Here is a 22,128-nt window from a genome sequence, read left to right on the forward strand (position 1 = left end):
TCTCTATCAGCCCGGCGTCACCGATTCCAGCAGTTCAGCGGCGCCGAACGCGGCGACGCAGGAGAGGAAGGCGATGGTGCCGAGCTTACCCCCAGCACCCGCGAACGCGGGCGAGACGGCGACGAACACCAGCCCGGAGAGCGCGCCGGCGAGGGCGACGTGGCCCTCGTGGCCGAGCCGCTCCGTCGTCGACATGCCGACGAACGAGGCGCAGAAGGCGACCGCGGCTAGCGTCGACCCCATGTCGGGGACCAGTGGTGGCAAGGCCAATCCGGCGACGAGGCCGACGGACGCGGAGCCGACGACCGCGCCGAGGTCGAAGCGAATGCTCAGGGCGACGGTCGCGACGGCGCCGACGACGGCGACGGGGACGACGACGGTCGCGCTGGTCCACGAGAGCCCGCTCGCAGTCGCGTACTCGACGCCGGGGAGCGCGAGCGTCGTCGCACAGCCGAAGAAGGCGATGGTGCCGAGCTTCCCCCCGAAACCGCCGAAGAGCTCCGTCGTCGTGACGAACGCCGCAGCCGCGAGGAGGCCGGCCACGAGGACGTAGCCGGTGGTGGGGAACAGCGAGGGGGAGGCCATGCCGACGAACGTCCCGCAGTACGCCGGCACCGCGACCCTGGGAGTGCCCACGCCGGCGACGAGTCCGACCGCCGCGGCGGCGACCACCGGACCGAGACCGGCCGCGGTGCTCAATAGGTAGGTGACGACCGCTGCGACGACGACAGCGAGCACATCGACCGTGTCCTCACGGTCGAAGCCTGTGGCCTCCGCGTGGAACATCAGCGCTTCGCGTTCCTGGACGGCGGCGACGCCGCCGGCGAGGGCGACGCCGACGCCGAGTCCGAGAGTCCCGAACCGGACGGTCGCCGGTCGAACGGTCGAGGGCCGGACCATCGTCGCCGCGAGGAGCGCGACGGGGGTCACCAGCAGGGCGAGAAAGCCCGCGAGCCTCGTGTACCGGTACACACGCTCACTCGCCGATACCGGGGGGAGAAGATTTCGATCCGGTTCCTGTATGGGCGTTCCGCTCGCGTGATCCGGGCCATGGCGTGCACCCGGCGCGAACCCAACAGATTGATGAGCGCGGACGGCAACAACTCATTCAACTATGTCGGACAACGACAACGGGGATAGAGGAAGTCGCCTCACGGCGGCTGGCCGTGAAATTCTCCGGCAAGCGTGATTCAGAGGACGGGACTGTGAGCGGGTCCGCGCTGTTCGGGCAGCACCCGCTGACGGAACCCCTCTCCGACGTCGGCGACGTACAGTTCTTCGACACGACGCTGCGTGACGGCGAGCAAGCGCCGGGCGTGTCGCTCTCGCCGGACGAGAAGGCACACATCGCGGGGCTGCTCGACGACGCCACCGTCGACGTCATCGAGGCCGGCAGCGCCTGTACCGGCCCGGGCGAGCGCAAGACCATCTCCCGGGTCGCCGACCTGGACCTCGACGCCACGGTGACGAGTTTCTGTCGCGGTATCCAGAACGACGTCGACCTGGCGCTGGAGTGTGGTGTCGACGGCGTGGACATCGTCGTCCCCGCCAGCGACCGCCACGTCGTGGACAAGGTCGGCACCTCGCGCGAGGAGAACGTCCAGGACACCGTCGAACTCGTCGAGTACGCCAAGGACCACGGCCTCTGGGTCGAGGTCATCGGCGAGGACGGCTCCAGGGCCGACCTGGACTACCTCGAAGAGCTACTCGGCGCGGCCATGGACGCCGGCGCGGACCGCATCTGCTGGGCCGACACCGTCGGCCACGCGACGCCCGACGGTGCCGTCGAGGCAGTCTCGCGGCTCTCCGAACTCGGACCCGTGAGCACCCACACCCACGACGACCTGGGGCTGGCCGTGATGAACGCGCTCGTCTCCGTCGCCGCGGGCGCGGACATGGTCCACGGGACGATCAACGGCATCGGCGAGCGGGCCGGCAACGTCGCGCTGGAGGAGGTCGCCATCGCCCTCGACCACGGCTACGGCGTGGAGACGATGGACCTGACGAAGGCCTACGAACTGGGCGAACTGGTGGCCAACGCCACCGGGATGCCGCTCCCGCCGAACAAGGCAGTGGTGGGTGCCAACGCCTTCACCCACGAGTCGGGCATCCACACCGACGGGACGCTCAAGGACGACGCGATGTACGAGCCCTACCCGCCGGAGAAGGTCGGTCGGGAACGACGGCTCGCGCTGGGCAAGCACGCCGGTCGCGCCGGCGTCGAGGCCGCGCTGGAGGAGCGCAACTTCGACGTCACCGACGACGAACTGGGCGAGGTCGTCCAGCGCGTCAAGGAGATCGGCGACCGCGGCCGGCGCGTGACGGACGCCGACCTCATCACCATCGCCGAGGAGGTCCAGGGCGCGGAACACGACCGCCGGGTCGAACTGCTCGACCTCACCACCGTCGCCGGCGGCGGCACGCCCACCGCGAGCGTCCGCCTCTCGGTCGACGGCGAGGAGCGCAAGGAAGCAGAAGTGGGATCCGGCCCCGTCGACGCCGCGCTCAACGCCGTCCAGTCGGCGCTGGGCCACGCCGCCGACACCCACCTCGAATCCTACCACGTCGACGCCATCACCGGCGGCACCGACGCCGTCGTCACGGTCGAGGTGGAGATGTCCCGGGGCGACCGGACGGTGGCCGTCACCGCCAGCGACTCGGACATCACCCGCGCGTCGGTCCACGCGATGGTCGACGCCATCGACCGCCTCATCGCCGAGGACTCCGAGCACGTCATCGCGGACGACTGACCGGCTCGTCGGCCCGCGTAGACGAGCCGTTCTGTTTTCACCGCGCGCGTCACGCAGCGTCGACGACCAGCATCGCCGTCGCGCCGGGCTGGAACTCGTAGGGGACCTCGCGAAACTCGACGCCGTGCCCGTCCGCGCGTAGTCGCTCGACGACGGGGTCGACGTACTCGGAGCGCGTTCGGTCCAGCGACGCCAGCGTGAACACCCGAACGTCGCCGTCGGTGACCCGCACCAACTCCGCCATCGCGTCGTGGTGGAACCCCTCGTCCAGCCGGTCGTCGTAGAGAAAGAGGAGGTTCGCCGACAGCGTCAGGTCGAAGGCGTCGTCGGCGAACGGCAGGTCCGGCAGCGCCGACTCGACGTAGCGCTCGGGGTGGGTCGCGTAGTCGGCGAGGAACCGTTCCGCCGCCGCCCGCTGGTATCGCCCGCGCGTCTCGACGTCACCGTAGTAGTCCCAGACGAACAGGTCCCGTTTCTCGCCGAGCTGGTCGACGTTCTCCTGGACCGAGCGCCGACACAGCGGTTCGAGGTCGCTCGCCGGCGGGCCGTACTCCGGGTCGGCGGCGGTCACCGAGTCCGCTATCTCTGCGGCCACGGCCGTAAACGACCCCGGTCCGCCGGGACAGTCCAGGACATCTCTTCCCCGGAGCGATTCCACGTCGAGGTCGAACATTCGCCGGTACTCGGCGAACGTCCGGCCGAGGAAGGCGAACCCCTCGTCCACCTCGAATGCCTCGCTCGCTGACTCGTCTGCCATGAACGACACTTCTGGACATCGATGTATAAATCTGCCCGATACTGGTTCTGGCGGGCGGGCTGCGGACGGACTACAGCAGCGAGCGGAACTCGTCCCGGTCGTCCCATCCCTCCACCCGGTCGAGCACTTCGGGATCTTCGTCGAACCGCTTCTTCAGCGACGAGGCGGTTGCCCGGCGCACTCGGTACGCCTCGTCGCCCGAGAGTCGGTAGGCCAGTTCGACCGCGTGATCGGTCGCCCGCCCGTACCCACCGCCGATGGCCTTGGCGACGTTCCACCGCGTCCGGAGGTCGTCGGCCCGGCTCCACCGGTCCAGATACTCCCGACTGACCGCCGGGTCCGTCGCCGCGACGTTGCTCAGCGCGAAGGCGCCGCAGCTCTTCTTGACGTAGTCGTCGGAGTCGGCGACGAGGTGGTCGAACAGGTCGAGCGCCGGCCCGACGTGCTCGGGCGGCGTCCGCATCAGTCCGACCTCGCAGGCCCGCCGGACGTAGTTGTCGTCGTGGACGACCCACTCCTTCCAGGCGGGCTCGACCTGCGCGAAGGCGTGCTCGTTGACGTACTTCAGCGCCATCGCGACGGCCTCCCGCACCTGCCAGTTCTCGTCCCCCGAGAGGTCCCGGAGGTAGTCGAGTCGCGACGGCAGGTCGCCCTCGGCGACGGCCTTCCGGGCCCACGCCTCGGCCTTGAACGCCTTGTGGTCCCGGTCGTTCGCCTCCAGCGCCTCGATCTCGTCCCATCCGTGCTCGCGGGCGAACTCGTCCGCTAGCTCGCGGATCTCCGGGAGCCCGTGATCGCTCAGATCCATGATTCTCGTTCTATGGTTCCACACTCGACCGGCTATCAATAATCTGTGGCCCGTCCCAACGAAAGCAGTTTTGGGGCGTCCGTTCGGCGTTCCGACATGGTCGAGACGGTCACGCTGTACCGTGCGCCGACGACGGAGGCCGACGCCGACGCGGTCGCCGACTGGCTCGACGCGCGCGTGGCGGCAACCGTCAGGGTGCGGGACCGCTTTCTCTCCCTCCATGCGGACGATGACCTGGCCGAAGAGTTCGCCGACGCTCGTGTGCTCTCACCGTATGAGCGCGACACCGGTAACACCATGCTCGGCATCGTCCGGTACGAGGAGCGGGCGCTCGAACACCCGGAACGCGCCGGCGGGGTTATCTACGACGGCCGGCAGGTCCAGGACGCCCTCCGCCGGCGCATCACGGACGACGAGCGCGGGCTGGACCACCTGCACATCCCACTGCTGGACCGCGTCGTCGGCACCTGGGGCGACCACGACGGCCGCTGGCACAAGCGCGTCAACGTCCTCGGCCAGCCCGCGCTCGTCTCGGTACCGGGGCTGTACGAGGCGCCCGCCAAGCCCGAGCAGTACTACAAGGAACAACAGAAGCACGCGCTCCTCTCCGGCGATTCACCCCCGCGCGAGGTGCTGGAGAACGAGGTGGAAGGCCAGTTCCTCGTCGAGGACGACCCCCGGACGACCGACGCGCTGAAGGGGTACGTCCTGCAGGCCTACCACTACCTGGCGACGGGCGAGGGCTTCTGCGAGCACGAGGGCTGTCGGCTGGCCAATCCACACCGCCAGCCAGGCGTCGTCGAGGCCCAGCTGGACGAGCCGGCGTTCTGCGACGCTCACGCCGAGCGGTACGGAGAGTGACTGATTCGGCGTCCCGTCGTTCGCTACCGACCGGCAGTTCGACGTTCAAATCGCGGTTTGACCGTCCGAAAGTATTTCTCGGTGGCCGGGTGAGGCCCCTGCATGGACCGCCGCCGCTATCTGACACTCACCAGTGCCCTCCTCGCTGGATCTCTCGCAGGCTGTCTCTCGGAGGCAAACCCAGCGCCTCCCGTCGACGCGGAAGCGCAATCGACGCCCGGTGTCGACCCGGACGTCGACGACGAACAACTGGGCGAACTGGTCGCCGGTGCGAACGCGCTGGCGTTCGACCTGTTCGACGAACTCCAGACCCAGGGCGAGGACGGGAACCTGCTTGTCTCGCCGACGAGCGTTACGACGGCGCTGGCGATGACCTACGCCGGGGCTGTTGGCGAGACTCGTGACCAGATGCGCGAGACGCTCCGGTACACGCTGGACGACGAGACGCTTCACGAGGGGTTCAACGAACTGCAGCGGACGCTCGACGGACGGGGTGAGAACGTGGACGAAGACGAACTTGACCGGGAGTACGACGAGGACGACGACCCGGTCCCGTTCCAGCTCGACCTGACGAACGCCATCTGGGGGCAAGAGGACTTTCCGTTCGCCGAAGCGTACCTGTCGACACTCGTCGACCACTACGGCGGCGGGTTCAACGAGGTGGACTTCACCGAGGACCCCGACGGCGTCAGAGAGGGGATCAACGGCTGGGTCGGGGACCAGACCGGGGACCGAATCGACGAGCTACTGCCGCCGAACTCGCTCAGCGCCCAGACCCGACTCGTCCTCACCAACGCGATCTCCTTCATGGCGAACTGGCGGTATCCCTTTCAGGAGGACCGCACCGAACCGGCGGAGTTCACCTCGCTCGGCGGTTCGACCACCGAAGTGCCCATGATGTCCCAGGACCAGGTGTTTCCCGTCGCGGAAGTGGAGGGCGCACGTGCCGTGGACCTCCCGTACGTCGGCGGTGACGTCTCGATGCTCGTCGTCTTGCCCCCCGAAGGCGAGTTCGAGTCCTACGAATCGGAATTCGACGCCACCGAACTGGACCGGATCGTGGACGCTCTCGAAGAAAGTCGTGGAAACGTCACACTGCCTCGGTTCGCGTTCGACTCCGCCTTCGAGCTGGAACAGACACTCTCGGCGATGGGAATGGCAGACGCCTTCGACCCGGGGGCCGCGGACTTCTCGGGAATGACGGAGGGGACGAAGGACAACGACCTGTACGTCGACGAGGCGTACCACGACACGCACATTGCGGTCGACGAGATGGGGACCGAAGCAGCGGCGGCCACTGCCGTCGTCATTAACACTCTCTCGGCATCGGGGACGCTGTTCACCGCCGACCGGCCGTTCCTCTTCGTGATCCGTGACCGACCGACGGGGACGGTGCTGTTCGTGGGACGGGTCGTCGACGCCGCCGCTGCCCAGGAGTAGTTCGCGTCAGGATATCCGCCCGCTCGCCAGTCGCAGGTACCCGCCGGCCAGCGTCCGCTCGCGGTAGTCGGTCGTCCGCGCGGCCAGCGCCTCCAGGCCGGCGTCGACCCGGCGGTCGTGGCCGCTCGCGACGTCACGAACCCGGGACTTGTCCGTCGCGGAGAGCCAGACGAACGCCCGGTAGGCGGCGTTGACGGGCCGGGCCCACGTTCGCTCGCTGCGGGTGAAGTGCAACAGCGCGACGCGGCCGCCGGGGCGGACCAGGTCGCACCAGCCGTCGACGACCGCGCCGGGGTCTGTGAACATCGCGACGACGAAGGTGCCGAGCAGGCCGTCGACGGGCTCCGAAATCGGCGGTCGCGCGGCGTCGGCCTGCAGCAGGTCGGCGTCGCCACGCCCGCGTGCGCGTTCGAGCATCTCCCTCGTCACGTCCAGGCCGACGACGCGGCCGTCCGGACCGACGCGCTCGTGGAGGTGGGGGAGGTTCGCGCCGGTCCCACAGCCCATCTCGACGGCGAGGGCTCCCTCGTCGAGTGCGAGTTCGTCGGCGGCGCTCGCTCGCCACGAACTCACGCCCGGAAGAGTCGCCAGAACGTCGTATAGTCGGGCCCAGCGACCGTAGAAGGACCGCGTCGCGTCGCTCATTCACACGAGGTCGCGGACCGTCTCGGCGACGGCCCGGGCGTCGGCGCCGAGCACGTAGACGATGGGTTCGACGCCGAACCCGCCGGTCTGGTAGAGAACGTCGGCGTCGGGGTCGTCGGCCAGGGCGTCGCCGACGGCCGCCTCCAGGTCGGCGGCCTCACCGTCGAACTCGACGGCGGTGTGGCCCGCCGATTCGAGGTCGGTGATCAGGTCCTCCTCGTAGTGGACGTTGACCGTCGCGCGCGCATCGCTGCCGGCCTCGCGCGCGGCGAGCAGCACGCTCGCGACGTGGGCGCTGACGCCGAACTCGGGTTCGGCCGGGATGGTCGCTCGCCCCTTCACGTCGACGATGCGGCCCGGGACCCCCGCCACGTCGTCGACGCCGTCGGCGTCGGGCAGCGCCTGCACCAGGTTCGACCCGACGGCGGGGATCAGTCCGGTGAAGCCGCTGGTGTTCTCGACGACGCGGAGGCCCTGCCGGACGTCGGAGAGCGTTCGCTCGGCCTGGCGCATGCGGCTGTCGGCGTCGTGGACGGCGAACTCGCCCTCGTAGTCGGCGAGTTCGGGCACCGCCTCCTCGTGCAACTGGGCGAGCAGGCCGCCGCGTTCGAGTTCCCGGACGAAGACTTCGGTCTCGACCAGTGCCTGGACCGGCGTCACGTCGCCGCTGGCCAGCCCCTCGGCGAGTCGCTCGACCAGGTCCTGGAGGGGCTTGTCCTCGAGCAGTCGCTGGTTCCGCTCGACGTCGCCGTGGACGTACTTCGAGACGGCGCTCTGGCTGATGCCCAGCAGGTCGGCGACCTCGGACTGGGTGAGGCTACGCTCTCGCAACTTCTCGGCGAGCATCGACCGGAACGTCGGGAGGAACTCGTCGACGACGACCTCTTCGATGAAGTGCATCGTCGCTACTGATCCCCGCCGAACGCAACTTCGTTTCTCGCCGACGTAGTGATGAGACGCTCGGCGCTCATCACTGGTCGCCTCCGAACTCCCTATCACCCTGTATCTTCGACGCCTGCGGCCCCCGCTGGTCCTGATACTTCGACCCGCGTTCGCTCCCGTAGGGGCGGTCGGCGGGGGTCTTGAGTTCGGTGAAGGTGAGCTGCGAGATGCGCATGCCGGGCGTGAGCGCGACCGGCGCAGTGCCGAGATTCGACAGTTCGAGGGTGATCTGGCCCTTGTAGCCGGGATCGCACAGACCTGCCGTAGCGTGGACCACGATCGCGAGACGGCCGAGCGAGGAACGCCCCTCGACGTGGGCGATGAGGTCGTCGGGAATCTCGACGCGCTCGTGGGTCGTTCCGAGCACGAAGTCGCCCGGGTGGAGGATGAACTCGCCGTCCTCGTCGACGACGGTCTCTTCGGTGTACTCCCCGGTCTCCTGTTCGGAGTTGGGGTGGATACACGGAATGTTGGCGTGCTGGAACTCCAGGAACTCCCGCCCCAGCCTGAGGTCGACGCTCGCGGGCTGGACCTGGATGTCGGGGTCAGAGAGAGGCTCGACGACGAGGTCGCCCTCCTCGAGCCGGCGGAGAATGTCCGCGTCCGAGAGTATCATACGCCAATCACGGACGGGGGGCAGTGAAAGGTTTCCGTTCTCCGGGCTCCGGCGGGTTCGGCGCCGCCGACCGTCCACTCGACGGAGGTAGAAGGAGCCCCAGCGGTCGAACTGACCGGTGATTTCGGGGGCTCCGGGTGCCGTCGGTCGTGTCTCGTGCTCGCCGGCCGACGCCGGGAGAACCCGGCGAAAAGCGGGGGAGAGGCCAGCCCTTTATCCGTGGGACTCGCACCCGAACGTATGAAGCAGGCCATCGTCGCCAGGTCCGACCTCGGAATGGGGGCGGGGAAGCTGGCGGCACAGGTGGCTCACGCCTCGCTGATGGCCTTCGAGGACGCCGACCGGCAGGCCCGCTCCGACTGGAAGGGGCAGGGCCAGAAGAAGGTCGTCCTGAAGGCCAGCGGGGAGAGCGAACTGTTCCGACTCGCGGACGTGGCGGAGTCGGAAGGCCTGCCACACGCTATCGTCAGGGACGCCGGCCACACCCAGCTCGAGCCGGGCACCGTCAGCGCGCTGGCCGTCGGGCCGGCGGCGGACGACCTGGTCGACGCCGTGACCGGCGACCTGTCCCTGTACTGATAGCGGGTCGCGCGACCCGCCGTCTCACGTGCCACGAGCACACAAGGGATATAAACACCCATCCCTAACCCAGGGTGAACACCAACGAATCTATGCAAGGACAGAACCAACAGCAGGCGTACGACCGCGGGATCACTATCTTCTCGCCGGACGGACGTCTCTACCAGGTCGAGTACGCGCGGGAAGCCGTCAAGCGCGGGACCGCCAGCGTCGGCGTCCGCACCGCGGACGGCGTCGTGTTGGCTGCGGACCGTCACGCCCGATCGCCGCTGCTCGAACGCGACAGCATCGAGAAGATCCACAAGGCCGACGACCACGTCGGCATCGCCAGCGCCGGCCACGTCGCCGACGCTCGCAAGCTGATCGATCTGGCCCGCCGCCAGGCCCAGGTCGAACAGCTCCGGTACGGCCAGCAGATCGGCGTCGAGTCGCTGACCAAGGAGGTCACCGACTACATCCAGGAGTACACCCAGACCGGCGGCGCGCGCCCCTTCGGCGTCGCGCTGCTGCTCGGCGGCATCGAGGACGGCGAACCGCGCCTCTTCGAGACCGACCCCTCCGGGACGCCCTACGAGTGGCAGGCTGTCGCCATCGGCGGCGACCGCGAGGAGATCCAGTCGTTCCTCGAGGAGGAGTACACCGAGGAGATGGACCTCGAATCCGGTATCGAGCTCGCGCTCGAGGCGCTCGGATCGGTCAGCGACGAAGGCCTCGACGCCTCCGGCGTCGACATCGCGACCGTCGACGTCGAGTCCGAACAGTTCACGTCGCTCACGGAGGACGACGTCGCCGAACGCGTCGACGAGTTCGGCCTCGAGGGTGAGGACGATGAGTGAGTTCACTGAGGACCCGTACGCGCCGGAACTCGGCTCGTTCGAGGACCTCCCCCAGAACCCGCAGGCCGGCAACGACGAGGACACCGTCAACAAGACGGGGACGACCACCGTCGGCATCGCCGTCGAGGACGGCGTCGTCATCGCGACGGACATGCGCGCCTCGCTTGGCGGCCGGTTCGTCTCGAACAAGAACGTCCAGAAGGTCGAGCAGATTCACCCCACCGGCGCGCTGACCCTCGTCGGTAGCGTCGGCGGCGCCCAGTCGTTCATCCGGACGCTCCGCTCGGAGGTCGACCTCTACGAGGCCCGCCGCGGGGAGGACATCAGCATCGACGCGCTGGCCACGCTCGCGGGCAACTTCGCCCGCGGCGGGCCGTTCATGGCTATCCACCCCATCCTCGGCGGCGTCGACGACGAGGGCAGCCACGTCTACAGCATCGACCCCGCCGGCGGCGTCATGAAGGACGACTACACCGTCACCGGCTCCGGGATGCAACTCGCCTACGGTGTCCTCGAGGGCTCCTACGAGGAGGGGCTCTCGATGGACGAGGCGTCGACGCTGGCGGCCCGCGCCGTCTACGCGGCGACCGAACGCGACACTGGCTCCGGCAACGGCGTCTACCTCGCGCTCGTCACCGACGAAGGCGTCGACATCACCGGCTACGACGACTTCGACGACGTCCTGTAGGCGCCGCTCGGCCTCGTATTCTCGACGGCAGTTTTCCGCCCGATTGACGTCACGAGAACAATCTATCGCGAACGATACCGACGAGTCCCGACTGGGACCCGCGTCACCTCACATTCCCTGGACGATGCCGGCGACGGCGAGGACGCCGTTGTAGAGGACGTAGGCCAGGACGAGGACGACGGGCACGCGCAGCACCCAGATCCAGACTGTCGTGAACGTCTCGCCGCCCGGCATCCCCTTCTGGAGCTCTTCGCTGGCGCCGCTGGCGTAGAACCAGCCGCCGAAGATGGCCAGCAGCAGGCCGCCGCCGATCAGGAGGATCTGGTTCGCGATGGCGTCGTACAGCGTGAGGTAGTCGAGGCTCATCGCCGTCGGGATACCGACGAGGAAGATGACCGCCGCGATGGCGAGCGTCGCCGGCTTCCGGTCGACGCCGAACGTGTCGATGGCGTAGGAGACGATCACTTCGAGGATGCTGAAGGCGCTCGTCAGCGACGCCAGCAGGAGCATCGAGAAGAACACGAAGCCGACGACCTGTCCGGCTGGGAGGCTGGCGAACGCGGTCGCCAGGCCGACGAAGGTCGTCCCGATGCCGCCGGTGCCCGGGTCGACGCCCTGCGCGAAGAGGAACGGGAACACGGCCAGTCCGGCCAGGATCGCGATGGAGGTGTCGACCACGACGATCAACAGGCTGTCCCGGAGCATGTTGCGGTCCTCGCCGAGGTAGGAGGCGTAGGTTATCATCACGCCCATCCCGAGCGAGAGCGTGAAGAAGGCCTGCCCGGCGGCGTCCGGTAGTAGACCGATCGCGTCGGTGACGATCGTGCTCATGTCGGGTGAGAGGTAGTAGGCGTACCCCTCGCTCGCGCCCGACAGCGTCGCGCCGTAGGCGGCGAGGAGGACGAGGAGGCCGACGACGCTCGGGATCATGACCTTCGCGGCGCGTTCGAGGCCGTCACGGACGCCGAAGGAGACGATCCCAGCGACGATGGCCATGAACAGCAGGTCGTAGGCGACGGCGTTCGTCCCCTCCGCCGCGCTCCCGAAGAAGGCCTCCGCGTTGCCGGCGTACCCGCCGGTGAGACTGCCGACCATGTACTGGATGACCCAGCCGCCGACGACGCTGTAGTACGAGAGGATGACGAATCCGGCGAGGGCGCCGATAGCGCCGATGAACTGCCAGTTCGGGGCCCCAATCTCCGGGAACGCGTCCACGACGTTCTGTTTGGACTCCCGACCGATCACGAACTCCACCAGGATGACCGGGAGTCCGATCACTGCGACCAGGAAGAGGTACGCGACGAGGAACGCCGCGCCGCCTGATTCGGCGGTCAGGAACGGGAACCGCCAGATGTTGCCGAGCCCGACCGCGCTCCCCACCGCGGCCAGGATGAAGCCGATGCGTGTCGCCCACGTCTCTCGAATCGCCATAGCACCCTGTGGCACACAGACGCACAAATAATTTTCGAGACATATGGGCGAAAAATGTTCGCTCGTCACCCACTTGATGACGGTGACGGGCCTTCTACCCCGTCTACCGATGGTGTAACATCCACTACCTGTTTCGGCACTGCCTGGTCGTTCACCGGTTTCGTGGTCCCGGACAGAGTCGTTCACCGGTGCTGGCGCGTCGCTGGCATCGCTACGTCTTTACGCGTTCCGGGGCGACCAACGGACGACAGGATGCGCGAGGCACACCCCATCGAGCAGGCGGTCGGGATGGACTACTACGTCAGCGACGCTGAGGGCACGGGTGGCCGCCTGCGCGCCTCGCCCGAGGACTTCCGCGTCACCGAACTGGAGGCTTTCGACGTGCAGCCGATCGACGCGGACACGGGTGGCTACCAGCACCTCGTTCTCCGCGCGACCCTGCGCGGCTGGGACACCAACGACTTCGCCGGCAGACTTTCGGACGGTCTCGGCATCTCCCGGGAGCGCGTCTCCTGGGCCGGAACGAAGGACAAGCGCGCCGTGACGACGCAGCTGTTCTCTGTCGACGGCGTCGACCCCGACGACCTCCCCGAGATCAACGACGCGGACGTCGACGTGGTCGGCCGCGCCGGCCGTCCGGTCCTCTTCGGCGACCTGGCGGGCAACGAGTTCGAAATCACCGTGCGCGACGTCGAGCATCCGGAGTCGGTCGACGCCATCACCGAGGACCTTCGCGAGTTCGCGGGCGTCGCGACCGGGGACTACGATGACGACGGAGCCGCCAGCGAGTGGACCACTGTCGCCGTCCCGAACTACTTCGGTCAGCAGCGCTTCGGCAGCCGCCGGCCGGTCACTCACGAGGTTGGCCTCGCCATCGTCCGAGAGGACTGGGAGGGCGCCGTGCTGGCCTACGTTGGCCGACCCCACGAGCGCGAACCCGAGGCGACGCAGGAGGCGCGCCAGTATATCGAAGAGACCCGGGACTGGCAGGGCGCTATCGACAGATTTCCGCGCGCGCTGGGCTACGAACGCTCGATGTGTCACCGACTCGTGGAGAACGGGGGCGAGACGCCCGAAGACTTCCGGGAGGCGCTGGAAGCCGTCCCGACGAACCTCCAGACGATGTTCGTCAACGCCGCCCAGTCGTACGTCTTCAACCGGATCCTCTCGGAGCGCCTGGAACGGGGGCTCCCCTTCGACCGGCCGGTCGCGGGGGACGTGGTGTGCTTTGCAGACGCCGATGCGCCGAACGGCCTGGCGCTGCCCGACACCGACCGTCTCCAGCGCGTCGACGAGAACCGGCTCCGGACCGTCGAGCGCCACTGTGAGCGCGGCCGGGCGTTCGTCACCGCACCGCTCGTCGGCACCGAGACGGAACTCGCCGACGGCGAACCGGGTGAAATCGAGCGCGAGGTCCTGCGGGACGTCGGCGTCGAGCCCGGCGACTTCGCCCTCCCCGGCGAGTTCGAGTCGACGGGGACGCGCCGGGCGATCCAGGTCCGGACCGACCTGGGCGTCGAGCACGAGGGGACGGACGTGGTCCGCTTCTCGTTCGCGCTGCCGAAGGGGAGCTACGCGACCGTCGTGCTCCGGGAGTACCTCAAGCGCGACCCCGAACACCTCGGCTGAACCGGTACGCTGGGATGAACCGGAACGCGCCCGTCCCTCGCAGACACGCTCGCACGACCGGGTCGGTGTGATTTGGCGCGAGGCGGAGCGTCCCTATCACGTTTGAGACTGAGGGGCAACGCTTAGCAGGCCCTCGGTCGTGGATCCGACGAATGGGAGCAGTCCGATCGCAGGTTCGGAGGGCTGTCGACGCTGCGGACACGACCAGTGCCGCAGCGACGAGCGGCGCCCTCGCGGCGGTCCTGACCGCGTTCGGAATCGTCCAGTGGGTCTCGTTTCCACCGCGCGAGACGCTCTACCTCGTCGGGCCGGCGTTCGAACTCGTCGGCGTCCTCGCATCCGTCGCCGGTCCGTTCGTCTTCGATTTCGTCCGGTCCGACCGGCGGCTCTACCGCGCGCTGCTCGCCGGCTGTACGCTGTTCGGCGTCTCGATGACGACGGCGATGCTGTTCGACCTCGTCGCCCAGCCCTTCGCCTTCAGATTCGTCTTCCAGGGCGCCACCCTGGGCCTTGCGGGCGTCAGCTTCCTCTACGCGCTGGGCCGATGGATCGAACGGGTCGAGGAGCGCAAGGCGGAACTCGAGCGCCAGAACGAGCGCCTCGACGAGTTCGCCGCGGTCGCCAGCCACGACCTGCGGAGCCCGCTCCAGGTCGCCCACGGGAGCCTCCTCGCGGTCCGGGAGGACGGCGACGAGGCGGCGCTGGACCGCCTCGAACGCTCGATAACCCGGATGGACACCATCGTCGACGACGTGTTGCAGTTCTCCCGGATCGCCAACGAGTCGATCGAACGTGAGTCGGTCCAGCTGTCCGCGGTGGCGACCGAGGCCTGGGAGTCGGTGCAGGCCGACGAAGCGGCGCTCCGGATCGAATCCGACGGCCGCGTGCCGGCCGACCCGCGCCTGCTCCAGCAGGCCCTGGAGAACCTTTTCCGCAACGCCATGGACCATGGCGGCGACGACGTGACGATCTGGATCGGCGCCACGACCGACGGGTTCTACGTGATGGACGACGGGCCGGGCATCGACTCCGACCAGCGCGACCAGGTGTTCGACTCGGGCTACTCCGGGGGCGCAAGCACCGGCCTCGGACTCGCCATCGTCAGCCGCATCGTCGAGGCCCACGGCTGGTCGATCAGGACCGTGACCGGGCACGACGGTGGCGCGCGCTTCGAAGTCCGGACGGAGTGAGTCCGGTGGTGGTCGCCCACGCGACCAGGGCGTTCGACGACGCGCTGACGGCTGTCAGAAACCGATTTCCGCGACTTCTTCTCACGTAATTTGGAGAAAATGCTTGCTCGCCACGTCGATACGGGGATGAGTATCAGTCGTCGCCGTTGACCTCTGCTTCCAGCATCTCGAACTTGGCGACGCGTTCGGCGTGGGCGTTGTGCTGGTGGATCGACTCGTCGTTGGACTGTTCCATCCGGACGATGGCGTCCTCGGGAAGCTGGGGGAACTGGTCGACGACGCCCTCGGCCATCGCGCGGACGCAGTCCTCGACGAACTTCGCGTTCTTGTGGGACTCGTAGGTCATGTGGTCCTCGTCGGGGCGCTTGGCGAGGTTGTAGATGCGTGCGCTCATGGAGTCCCGGGCCACCTCGATGACGTCGTCGAGGTCCACCGGTGGCGCCCCCTCGCTCTCGATGGTCAGCGTGGCGTGGCCGCGCTGGGAGTGGCCCGGCTGGGGGACCTCTTCGAGGAACGAGTCGATGGTCTCGTCGTCGACGTCCAGCCCGCGCAGCGTCTCGCGGGCGCGGGCGGCGGACATCCCCTGCGAGCAGGGACAGACCGTCATCCCGGTGACGCGGGCACCGATCTCCTCGCTGGTGCCGTCGTCGTCCGCCGTCGCCGAGGCGATGATGTCGGCGGTCGACTGTGTCTGCATGCCGGATTCGGGGGTCTGCTCGCGGGTGACGTACTCCGCCTCCATGCTCACCTCCGCGCGGGTGGTGTAGTCGTGTTTCTCGAGGAGACGCTCGGCGGCCTCGCCGCAGACGTCCTCGACGCCGGAGACTTCCTCCTGGACGGCGGCCTCCAGCGTCTCGTCGATGACCTCCATGTTACGGCTCATGTCGGCGCCCTTGCGCCAGGACGGCAGGTCGACGAAGACCGAGAACTCCGCCATCAGGACGATGGGGCGCTGGTCCTCGCGACCGATCTTGACCAGCTTCTCGACGCCGGTGACGCCGACGCGGTTGAGGCCCACGGCCACGTCGGGACTCGAGGCCTGGACGTCCGGCAGTTGCTGACTCATTGGGTAGCCCTAGAGCGGATCGGTGGTTAGTGCTTTCGAAAGCACATGCGACGGGGACCGAGCGGGCGTCGACGCGGTCACTCGCGGCCCGACGGCGGCGGGTCCTGCGGGTCGAAGTCGCGCAGCAGTACCTCGTAGTCGTCCTCGTCGAACCCCGCGACGATGCGGTCGAGTTCCGCCCGGTGGGCCTCGAGTTCGGCCCGGAGCTCCCGGAACTCCTCGCTGTTCTCGAGTTCGGCCTCCGTCTTGGTCGCCTGCAGGGCGGCGTGTTTCGAGGACAGTGCGTAGAACGTCCGGACGTGGGACTCGTAGGCGGCACAGGTGAGCAGCCGTTCGACAGTATCGAACAGGTCCTCGCTGGTCGCCGGCTTCACCAGGTAGTCGTCGAACGGCATGTCGATGATGTCGAAGTCGGGGTCGATGGCGGTCACCATCGCGACTCGGGCGTCCAGTCCGCGCTCGCGGATCTCGCGCAACACGTCCCCACCGGCGAGTTCTGGCATCCGCCGGTCGAGGAGCACCACGTCGACGTCAGGCGTCAGCGCGTCGAGGGCTTCGTGGCCGCTGTAGGCCGTCGCCACCTCGTACCGGTCGGAGAGCTGCGCGGCGTAGGCGTCTGCCACCTCCCGCTCGTCGTCCACGACGAGGACCCGCGCGCGGTTCGTGCCCGTCATTGGACTACCTATGCGAAAAGAGTTTTAAAAGTATTGCGGGGGTTGGTAACACGTGACGTCACTCGGCCCGGCTGCCGTCCGCCGCCCGACCGGCTGTCACTGCCGATCACGTTCCGACGAGGTCGTCGTACCGGGCGCCGGTCTGTTTCAGCGTCGCGGTCGAGTACAGGCGCTCGTGGTCGAACGGCAGGTGTTCGCCCGCGAGTTCGTCTATCTTCTCGTTTACGGCGGCCGTCTCCCGGCCGTGGATCATCGTGAACAGGTTGTACGACCACTCCTGCTCGGGCCGTCGCGGCCGGTGATAGCAGAGGGTCACGTAGGGGAGCCGGCCGGCGGCCTCGCCGCGCTCGTCGAGTTCGTCGTCCGGGACGTCCCAGACGACCATACAGTTGCTGTCGAAGCCGGTCGCGACGTGGTTGACGACGCAGCCGATGCGCTTGATACAGCCGCCATCGAGCAGTTTCTCGACGGATTCGAGGACGGACTCCACCGGGGCGTCGATCCGCTCGGCGACGTCTGCGTACGGCGTCGTCGAGAGCGGGAACCCTTCCTGGACGGCGAGCAACACTCGCCGGTCGAGCGCGGAGAGGTCGGCGACCGACGCCTCGCTGATCCGGGTCGCCTCCACGTCCGTCGCCTGGAGCGATTCGCGTGCGAACCGGTCCCCGTTGACGACGGGGAACTCGAGATCGATGTAGTAGTCCGTCAGCATCGGGAGGTTCAGCACCTCACAGCCCGTCTCGGCCGCGATTTCGCCGAGGATTCGGTCGCGGGTCGCCCGGTCGGCCGCGGTCACGACGAACCACATGTTCCACTCGTGGTCGCGGGCGTAGTTGTGGTTGACCTGCGGGTGGGCGTTGATCGTTTCGGCTATCTCGTCGAACCGGTCGGCGGGCGCCTGCACGGCCGCGAGCGTCGACGACCCGATGACGGGCGGGTTGAGGACCGGCCCGAACCGGCGGACGATGCCGGCGTCGAGCAGCCCCTCGATCCGGCGAACCACGTCGTCGGCGTCGATGCCCAGTTCGGCACCGACGGCGTCTAACGGCCGCCGTTCGACGGGGAGGCCGCTCTGGTAGCCGTCGACGAGCGCAGCGTCCACCTCGCCGATCTCTGCTCGCCAGTCGCCCGACTGGAGACTCATTCGACCGTAGTTTGGGACGGACGATTGTACGGGTTTCGCTTTTCGCGAGAGATAGGGAGCTTCTGTAACGATGGGATGGATCTGTGAGTGCTGCTGTGCGTGAGGGCACAAACACCCAGAAAGCCCTCAGCGCGCTGGAGTCGCGCGGACCCCCTGCGCGCGCTCGTCCCTCGCGTGCTTGCGGGTCCGTGCTTCCTCCAGCCCGCCTCGCCCTTTCATCCACCAGGCCCGCAGCGCAGCCCTGCCCTTCCCCTGGTCGCGGCATGAACGCCGCTCCCGGCCGACCGCCGCGCGGTTGCGGGGCGGTTGGGAAGCGTGATTCGCGCCGGACGGCGCGAATCCAGGGAGGTTTGGCGGAGTCAATCGCGAGCGCCTCCGTGGCGCGAGCGAGGTTGTGCCTGGAGGACTGAAAGGGCGAGGTGCGGTCGACGAAGTCCGACGAAGTAAGCACCGCAACGGAGTGAGGAGCGCAGCGAGTCGCACGAGTCGAGCGCGCCGAGGGCTTTCGAGATGGTTGCGGTATCGTTGTCGACTCCAGAGAGCGCGTCGAGGGCTTTCGAGGTGTTGCGGTCGTCAATAGCACACCCATGCGCTCAGAATCACACCAGATCGTTACAGACACGCCCTTTACGGATCGCCCGACGCCGTACCGAGTTGCGACTAGCCACACCGTCCGGAACCTCCTTCGCGGGAAACGGGAGCCTTTAGACGCGCGCAGTCGAACCCACCGATATGACACAAGCGACTCGCGAGTACGGCGACTGGCCCCTCAAGCGGCTCATGACGGAGGTCGTCGGCTCGGGGCACAAGTCCGCCGACGACATGAACAGGGAACAGGCCCGCGACGCGTTCCAGCGCATCCTCGACGGCGAACCCGACGACACGACGCTCGGTGCGTTCTGGCTCGCCAACCGCTGGAAGCGCAACACGCCCGAGGAACTGGCCGCCTTCGTCGACGTGATGCGCGAGGAGAGCGTCGAGGTGGCGGCGCCCGACGCCGACCCGGTCGACTGCGGCGCGAACTACGACGGCAAGCACTCGACGGCCATCCTCGGCGTCGCTGCCGGCGTCGTCGCGGCGGCCGCTGGCACGCCGGTCGTCGTCCACTCCGGCGACCGCGTCCCGACCCAGAAGCTCGACGCCTACAAGCACGTCCTGGACGAACTGGGCGTGATGACCGACCCCTCGCCCCGCGAGAGCGCCGAGATGGTCGACGAGGTCGGCTTCGGCTTCTACTACCAGCCGGAGTTCAACCCCGGCATCACCGACCTGTTCGACCGCCGCGACGCGATGGGCGTCCGCACCTTCGTCAACACGATGGAGACGCTGGCCAACCCTGCCGACGCCGCCGTCCACCTCGGCAGCTTCTACCACCTGGCCTTCGCCAAGCGGATGATCCGGACGTTCCAGGCCTGCGAGAGCCAGTCCGTCGAACGTGCCCTCTTCTTCCAGGGGATGGAGGGGTACGACGACATCCGGCCCGGCTCGACCGTCGTCGCCGAGTGGCCCTCCGAGAGCGACGACGCCGACGACGAGGGGATCGACGACTTCGAGATCCGCACCTCCGAGTACGGCGTCGACCTCGAGAGCGAGGATCTGGAAGTCGACGACGTCGCGGCGGACTCCGCCGAGATAACCGAGGCCGTCGTCGCCGGCGAGACGACGGACTGGTTCGACGACGACGAGGCATTCGAGGACGCCGTCGCGCTGAACGCGGCGTTGCGCATGTACGCCCGAGAGGACGTCCCGTCGCTCGACGAAGGGATGGAACAGGCCCGCGCCGTCGTCGCCGACGGGAGCGCGGCCCAGGTGCTCGCCGACCTCAAGGACTTCTGAGGTCGCGTCCCCCGACGCGGGGAAAGAGCCTTCTTTCGTTCGCGTGCATTCGAACGCATGAGCGACGCCACCGCCAGCGACCGGTGGACGACCGAGGAGTCCTGGAGCCACGGAACTGTCCGGGCCAGCGACGTCGACCTCCACTACGTCACTGCCGGCCCCGTGGACGGTGACCTGGTCCTCCTCCTCCACGGCTTCCCGGAGTTCTGGTACTCCTGGCGCGAGCAGATTCCCGCGCTCGCCGAGGCGGGGTACCGCGTCGTGGCGCCGGACCTGCGGGGGTACAATCGCTCCGAGAAACCGGCCGGCGTCTCGTCGTACGACCTCGACGAACTCGTCGCTGACGTGGTGGGACTGATCCGGTCGTTCGGTCACGAGTCGGCCCGCGTCGTCGGTCACGACTGGGGCGGCGTGATAGCCTGGCAGGTCGCCATGGACCGACCGGACGTGGTCGACCGGCTGGTCGTCCTCAACGCGCCACACCTCTCGGCGTACGAGCGGGAACTCAGGTCGTCGCTATCGCAGATTCGCCGCTCCTCGTACGCCTTCTTCTTCCAGATCCCGTGGTTGCCGGAGTGGTCGCTCCGTCGGGACGACTTCGCGGCGCTGGAGAAACTCTTCCGGGATCAGCCTGTGCGGCAGGAAGCGTTCTCGGACGAAGATATCCAGCGGTACAAGCGGGCGTTCGCGCGACCGGGCGCGATGACGGCCGCGATCGACTACTACCGAGCGCTGTTCCGTCGGATGGTCCGACTGACCCTCACGCAGGGCGGCGCCGGGGACCAGCGCGTCGAGGTGCCGACGCTGTTGCTGTGGGGATTGCGGGACCAGGCGCTGTCACCGTCGCTCTCCGAGGGACTGGAGCGGTGGGTGCCGGACCTGCGGGTCGAACGCTACCCGGACGCGAGTCACTGGCTGCAGGTCGACGCGCCGGAACAAGTGAACGGGGAGTTACTGGCGTTCCTGTAGGGGCGAACAGACGGTACTTTCCGTCCGCGAGCAGTCGTACCGTACTTCCGCTAGTTACTCGCGGCGGCTCTCAGGTCACGGGAGCGGGTGGGCCCGCCTTCCCACTTCAACCTCCGGACGGCACCGCCAGGGTTTTGCCCGGTGCTCGCGTCTCCCCGTCCATGAGCGACCTGACTGCGACGATCCACACGTCCGAAGGCGACATCGAGGTCGAACTGTTCGACGAGCGCGCGCCGCGAACGGTCGAGGCGTTCGTCGACCACGCCACCGAAGCGGAGGACTACGACGAGGCGTCCGTCGGTCCCGGCGAAGGAGCCTGGGAGGACCCGGAGAGCGGCGAGAAGCGGACCGACCCGCTGTACGACGGCGTCGAATTCCACCGCGTCATCGAGGGCTTCATGATCCAGACCGGCGACCCCGAGGGGACCGGCCGCGGCGGCCCGGGGTACACCTTCGACGACGAGTTCCACGACGACCTGACCCACGACTCGGCGGGCAAACTGTCGATGGCCAACCGCGGTCCGGACACGAACGGCTCGCAGTTCTTCATCACCCTCGACTCGACGCCCCACCTCGACGGCAAGCACGCCGTCTTCGGCGAGGTCACGGACGGCATGGACGTCGTCGAGGAGATCGGCGCCACGAGCACCGACATGAACGACCACCCGACGTCGCCGATCACCATCGAATCGGTCGGGATACACGACTGATAGCGTCGGTTGTACTTCTGTACCGGTGTCGCTTCGTCACCGGCCGATTCGGTTCCGATTTATCACCGTCAGCGTCTGGCTCCTGAAAATAGTTCCAACCGACACCACGAGCGCCTGGAGTCGTCTTTTTCGCTATCGCGTCGTCCGGCAATTCCTCGCTGGAAGAAGCGCACTTAACTGCCGGGAGTCCCGAGTGAGCGTATGGCAGACGAGGACGGTCCCGTCGACCCGAGCGAGTTCGGGTCCGCGGACGCGCCACCGGTCGAGGACAAGCCCTACAAGATCATCTTCGAGGCCAACAAGTGCATCGGCGCTGGCAAGTGCGCCGAGGTCTCCGACAACTGGGAACTGAGCCTGGACACGGGTATCGCCGCCCCGAAGACGTACTTCGTCGGCGAGGCGGACCTGGACGACGAGGTCCGCGCCGCGGAGGTGTGTCCGGCGAAGAAGGACCGCGGGGTGATCCACGTCGTGGACCGGCGGACCGACGAAGAGATCGCACCGGACCCGAACGGCGACGGGACGCTCTCGGTAGACTGGTGAGAAAGCGGACAGTC

At 68.0% G+C, this 22,128-nt stretch carries 22 protein-coding genes; 12 read left to right on the forward strand and 10 right to left on the reverse strand.

Features of this window, described 5'->3' with window-relative positions; all coding sequences use genetic code 11:
• Window positions 1-6: 6 nt before the first annotated feature.
• Complete coding sequence (locus tag AC5FRV_RS10785) at window positions 7-972, reverse strand: hypothetical protein (RefSeq protein ID WP_493561102.1); 966 nt, start codon at window positions 970-972, stop codon at window positions 7-9.
• 233 nt (window positions 973-1,205) lie between these two features.
• Between AC5FRV_RS10785 and AC5FRV_RS10790 the strand changes: the two genes are divergently transcribed.
• A complete protein-coding gene (locus AC5FRV_RS10790) occupies window positions 1,206-2,750 on the forward strand; it encodes a (R)-citramalate synthase (RefSeq protein WP_493561103.1) in 1,545 nt (514 codons plus the stop codon).
• Window positions 2,751-2,799: 49 nt separating this feature from the next.
• Here AC5FRV_RS10790 and AC5FRV_RS10795 read toward each other — a convergent pair whose 3' ends face one another.
• Together AC5FRV_RS10795 and AC5FRV_RS10800 are read right to left on the reverse strand one after the other, a co-directional pair.
• Complete coding sequence (locus AC5FRV_RS10795; RefSeq protein WP_493561104.1) at window positions 2,800-3,507, reverse strand: class I SAM-dependent methyltransferase; 708 nt, start codon at window positions 3,505-3,507, stop codon at window positions 2,800-2,802.
• Between the two features lie 70 nt (window positions 3,508-3,577).
• Window positions 3,578-4,315 carry a DNA alkylation repair protein gene (locus AC5FRV_RS10800; RefSeq protein WP_493561105.1) on the reverse strand — a complete coding sequence of 246 codons (738 nt, stop codon included), beginning with the start codon at window positions 4,313-4,315 and terminating at the stop codon, window positions 3,578-3,580.
• 96 nt (window positions 4,316-4,411) lie between these two features.
• Between AC5FRV_RS10800 and AC5FRV_RS10805 the strand changes: the two genes are divergently transcribed.
• The gene (locus AC5FRV_RS10805; protein WP_493561106.1) at window positions 4,412-5,176 is read left to right on the forward strand and encodes a DUF7001 family protein; all 765 of its coding nucleotides are present in this window, start codon (window positions 4,412-4,414) and stop codon (window positions 5,174-5,176) included.
• Window positions 5,177-5,278: 102 nt separating this feature from the next.
• The gene (locus tag AC5FRV_RS10810) at window positions 5,279-6,616 is read left to right on the forward strand and encodes a serpin family protein (protein WP_493561107.1); all 1,338 of its coding nucleotides are present in this window, start codon (window positions 5,279-5,281) and stop codon (window positions 6,614-6,616) included.
• A 6-nt stretch (window positions 6,617-6,622) separates the two neighbouring features.
• On the opposite strand, the gene AC5FRV_RS10815 is transcribed toward AC5FRV_RS10810, so the two are convergent.
• The 3 genes from AC5FRV_RS10815 to dcd form a co-directional block, all read right to left on the reverse strand.
• Complete coding sequence (locus AC5FRV_RS10815) at window positions 6,623-7,261, reverse strand: class I SAM-dependent methyltransferase (protein WP_493561108.1); 639 nt, start codon at window positions 7,259-7,261, stop codon at window positions 6,623-6,625.
• Window positions 7,262-8,161, reverse strand: coding sequence for a thiamine-phosphate synthase family protein (locus tag AC5FRV_RS10820; protein WP_493561109.1), 900 nt, complete (start codon window positions 8,159-8,161; stop codon window positions 7,262-7,264).
• 70 nt (window positions 8,162-8,231) lie between these two features.
• The gene (gene dcd, locus AC5FRV_RS10825) at window positions 8,232-8,819 is read right to left on the reverse strand and encodes a dCTP deaminase (protein ID WP_493561110.1); all 588 of its coding nucleotides are present in this window, start codon (window positions 8,817-8,819) and stop codon (window positions 8,232-8,234) included.
• A 240-nt stretch (window positions 8,820-9,059) separates the two neighbouring features.
• Here dcd and pth2 point away from each other — a divergent pair, with 240 nt between their 5' ends.
• From pth2 to psmB, 3 genes are all read left to right on the forward strand, one after another.
• The gene (gene pth2, locus AC5FRV_RS10830; protein ID WP_493561111.1) at window positions 9,060-9,398 is read left to right on the forward strand and encodes a peptidyl-tRNA hydrolase Pth2; all 339 of its coding nucleotides are present in this window, start codon (window positions 9,060-9,062) and stop codon (window positions 9,396-9,398) included.
• A gap of 92 nt (window positions 9,399-9,490) precedes the next feature.
• Window positions 9,491-10,234 (forward strand): archaeal proteasome endopeptidase complex subunit alpha, encoded by a 744-nt coding sequence (gene psmA, locus AC5FRV_RS10835; protein WP_493561112.1) that lies wholly within the window; start codon window positions 9,491-9,493, stop codon window positions 10,232-10,234.
• Window positions 10,227-10,922, forward strand: coding sequence for an archaeal proteasome endopeptidase complex subunit beta (gene psmB, locus AC5FRV_RS10840; RefSeq protein WP_493561113.1), 696 nt, complete (start codon window positions 10,227-10,229; stop codon window positions 10,920-10,922). The genes psmA and psmB overlap by 8 nt, the downstream gene beginning before the upstream one ends.
• 108 nt (window positions 10,923-11,030) lie before the next feature.
• On the opposite strand, the gene AC5FRV_RS10845 is transcribed toward psmB, so the two are convergent.
• Window positions 11,031-12,353 (reverse strand): sodium-dependent transporter, encoded by a 1,323-nt coding sequence (locus tag AC5FRV_RS10845; RefSeq protein ID WP_493561114.1) that lies wholly within the window; start codon window positions 12,351-12,353, stop codon window positions 11,031-11,033.
• Window positions 12,354-12,605: 252 nt separating this feature from the next.
• Here AC5FRV_RS10845 and truD point away from each other — a divergent pair, with 252 nt between their 5' ends.
• Complete coding sequence (gene truD, locus AC5FRV_RS10850; RefSeq protein ID WP_493561115.1) at window positions 12,606-13,982, forward strand: tRNA pseudouridine(13) synthase TruD; 1,377 nt, start codon at window positions 12,606-12,608, stop codon at window positions 13,980-13,982.
• 152 nt (window positions 13,983-14,134) lie between these two features.
• The gene (locus AC5FRV_RS10855) at window positions 14,135-15,172 is read left to right on the forward strand and encodes a sensor histidine kinase (protein ID WP_493561116.1); all 1,038 of its coding nucleotides are present in this window, start codon (window positions 14,135-14,137) and stop codon (window positions 15,170-15,172) included.
• A gap of 133 nt (window positions 15,173-15,305) precedes the next feature.
• Here the strand turns inward: AC5FRV_RS10855 and mptA are convergent, their stop codons facing one another.
• From mptA to ahbB, 3 genes are all read right to left on the reverse strand, one after another.
• Window positions 15,306-16,238, reverse strand: a complete 933-nt coding sequence (mptA, locus tag AC5FRV_RS10860; RefSeq protein WP_493561117.1) for a GTP cyclohydrolase MptA — start codon at window positions 16,236-16,238, stop codon at window positions 15,306-15,308.
• Between the two features lie 77 nt (window positions 16,239-16,315).
• Window positions 16,316-16,912, reverse strand: a complete 597-nt coding sequence (locus AC5FRV_RS10865; RefSeq protein WP_493561118.1) for a response regulator transcription factor — start codon at window positions 16,910-16,912, stop codon at window positions 16,316-16,318.
• 106 nt (window positions 16,913-17,018) lie between these two features.
• Complete coding sequence (gene ahbB / locus AC5FRV_RS10870) at window positions 17,019-18,056, reverse strand: siroheme decarboxylase subunit beta (protein ID WP_493561119.1); 1,038 nt, start codon at window positions 18,054-18,056, stop codon at window positions 17,019-17,021.
• 732 nt (window positions 18,057-18,788) lie between these two features.
• On the opposite strand from ahbB, the gene AC5FRV_RS10875 reads away from it, so the two are divergent.
• The 4 genes from AC5FRV_RS10875 (at window position 18,789) to AC5FRV_RS10890 (ending at window position 22,114) form a co-directional block, all read left to right on the forward strand.
• A complete protein-coding gene (locus AC5FRV_RS10875) occupies window positions 18,789-19,892 on the forward strand; it encodes an anthranilate phosphoribosyltransferase (RefSeq protein ID WP_493561120.1) in 1,104 nt (367 codons plus the stop codon).
• A gap of 57 nt (window positions 19,893-19,949) precedes the next feature.
• Window positions 19,950-20,861: an alpha/beta fold hydrolase gene (locus tag AC5FRV_RS10880; RefSeq protein ID WP_493561121.1), complete on the forward strand. Its 912-nt coding sequence runs from the start codon at window positions 19,950-19,952 to the stop codon at window positions 20,859-20,861.
• A 161-nt stretch (window positions 20,862-21,022) separates the two neighbouring features.
• Window positions 21,023-21,571: a peptidylprolyl isomerase gene (locus AC5FRV_RS10885; RefSeq protein ID WP_493561122.1), complete on the forward strand. Its 549-nt coding sequence runs from the start codon at window positions 21,023-21,025 to the stop codon at window positions 21,569-21,571.
• Between the two features lie 201 nt (window positions 21,572-21,772).
• Window positions 21,773-22,114, forward strand: a complete 342-nt coding sequence (locus tag AC5FRV_RS10890) for a ferredoxin (protein ID WP_493561123.1) — start codon at window positions 21,773-21,775, stop codon at window positions 22,112-22,114.
• Window positions 22,115-22,128 lie beyond the last annotated feature (14 nt).

This window comes from Halomicrobium sp. HArcel3, assembly GCF_058933135.1.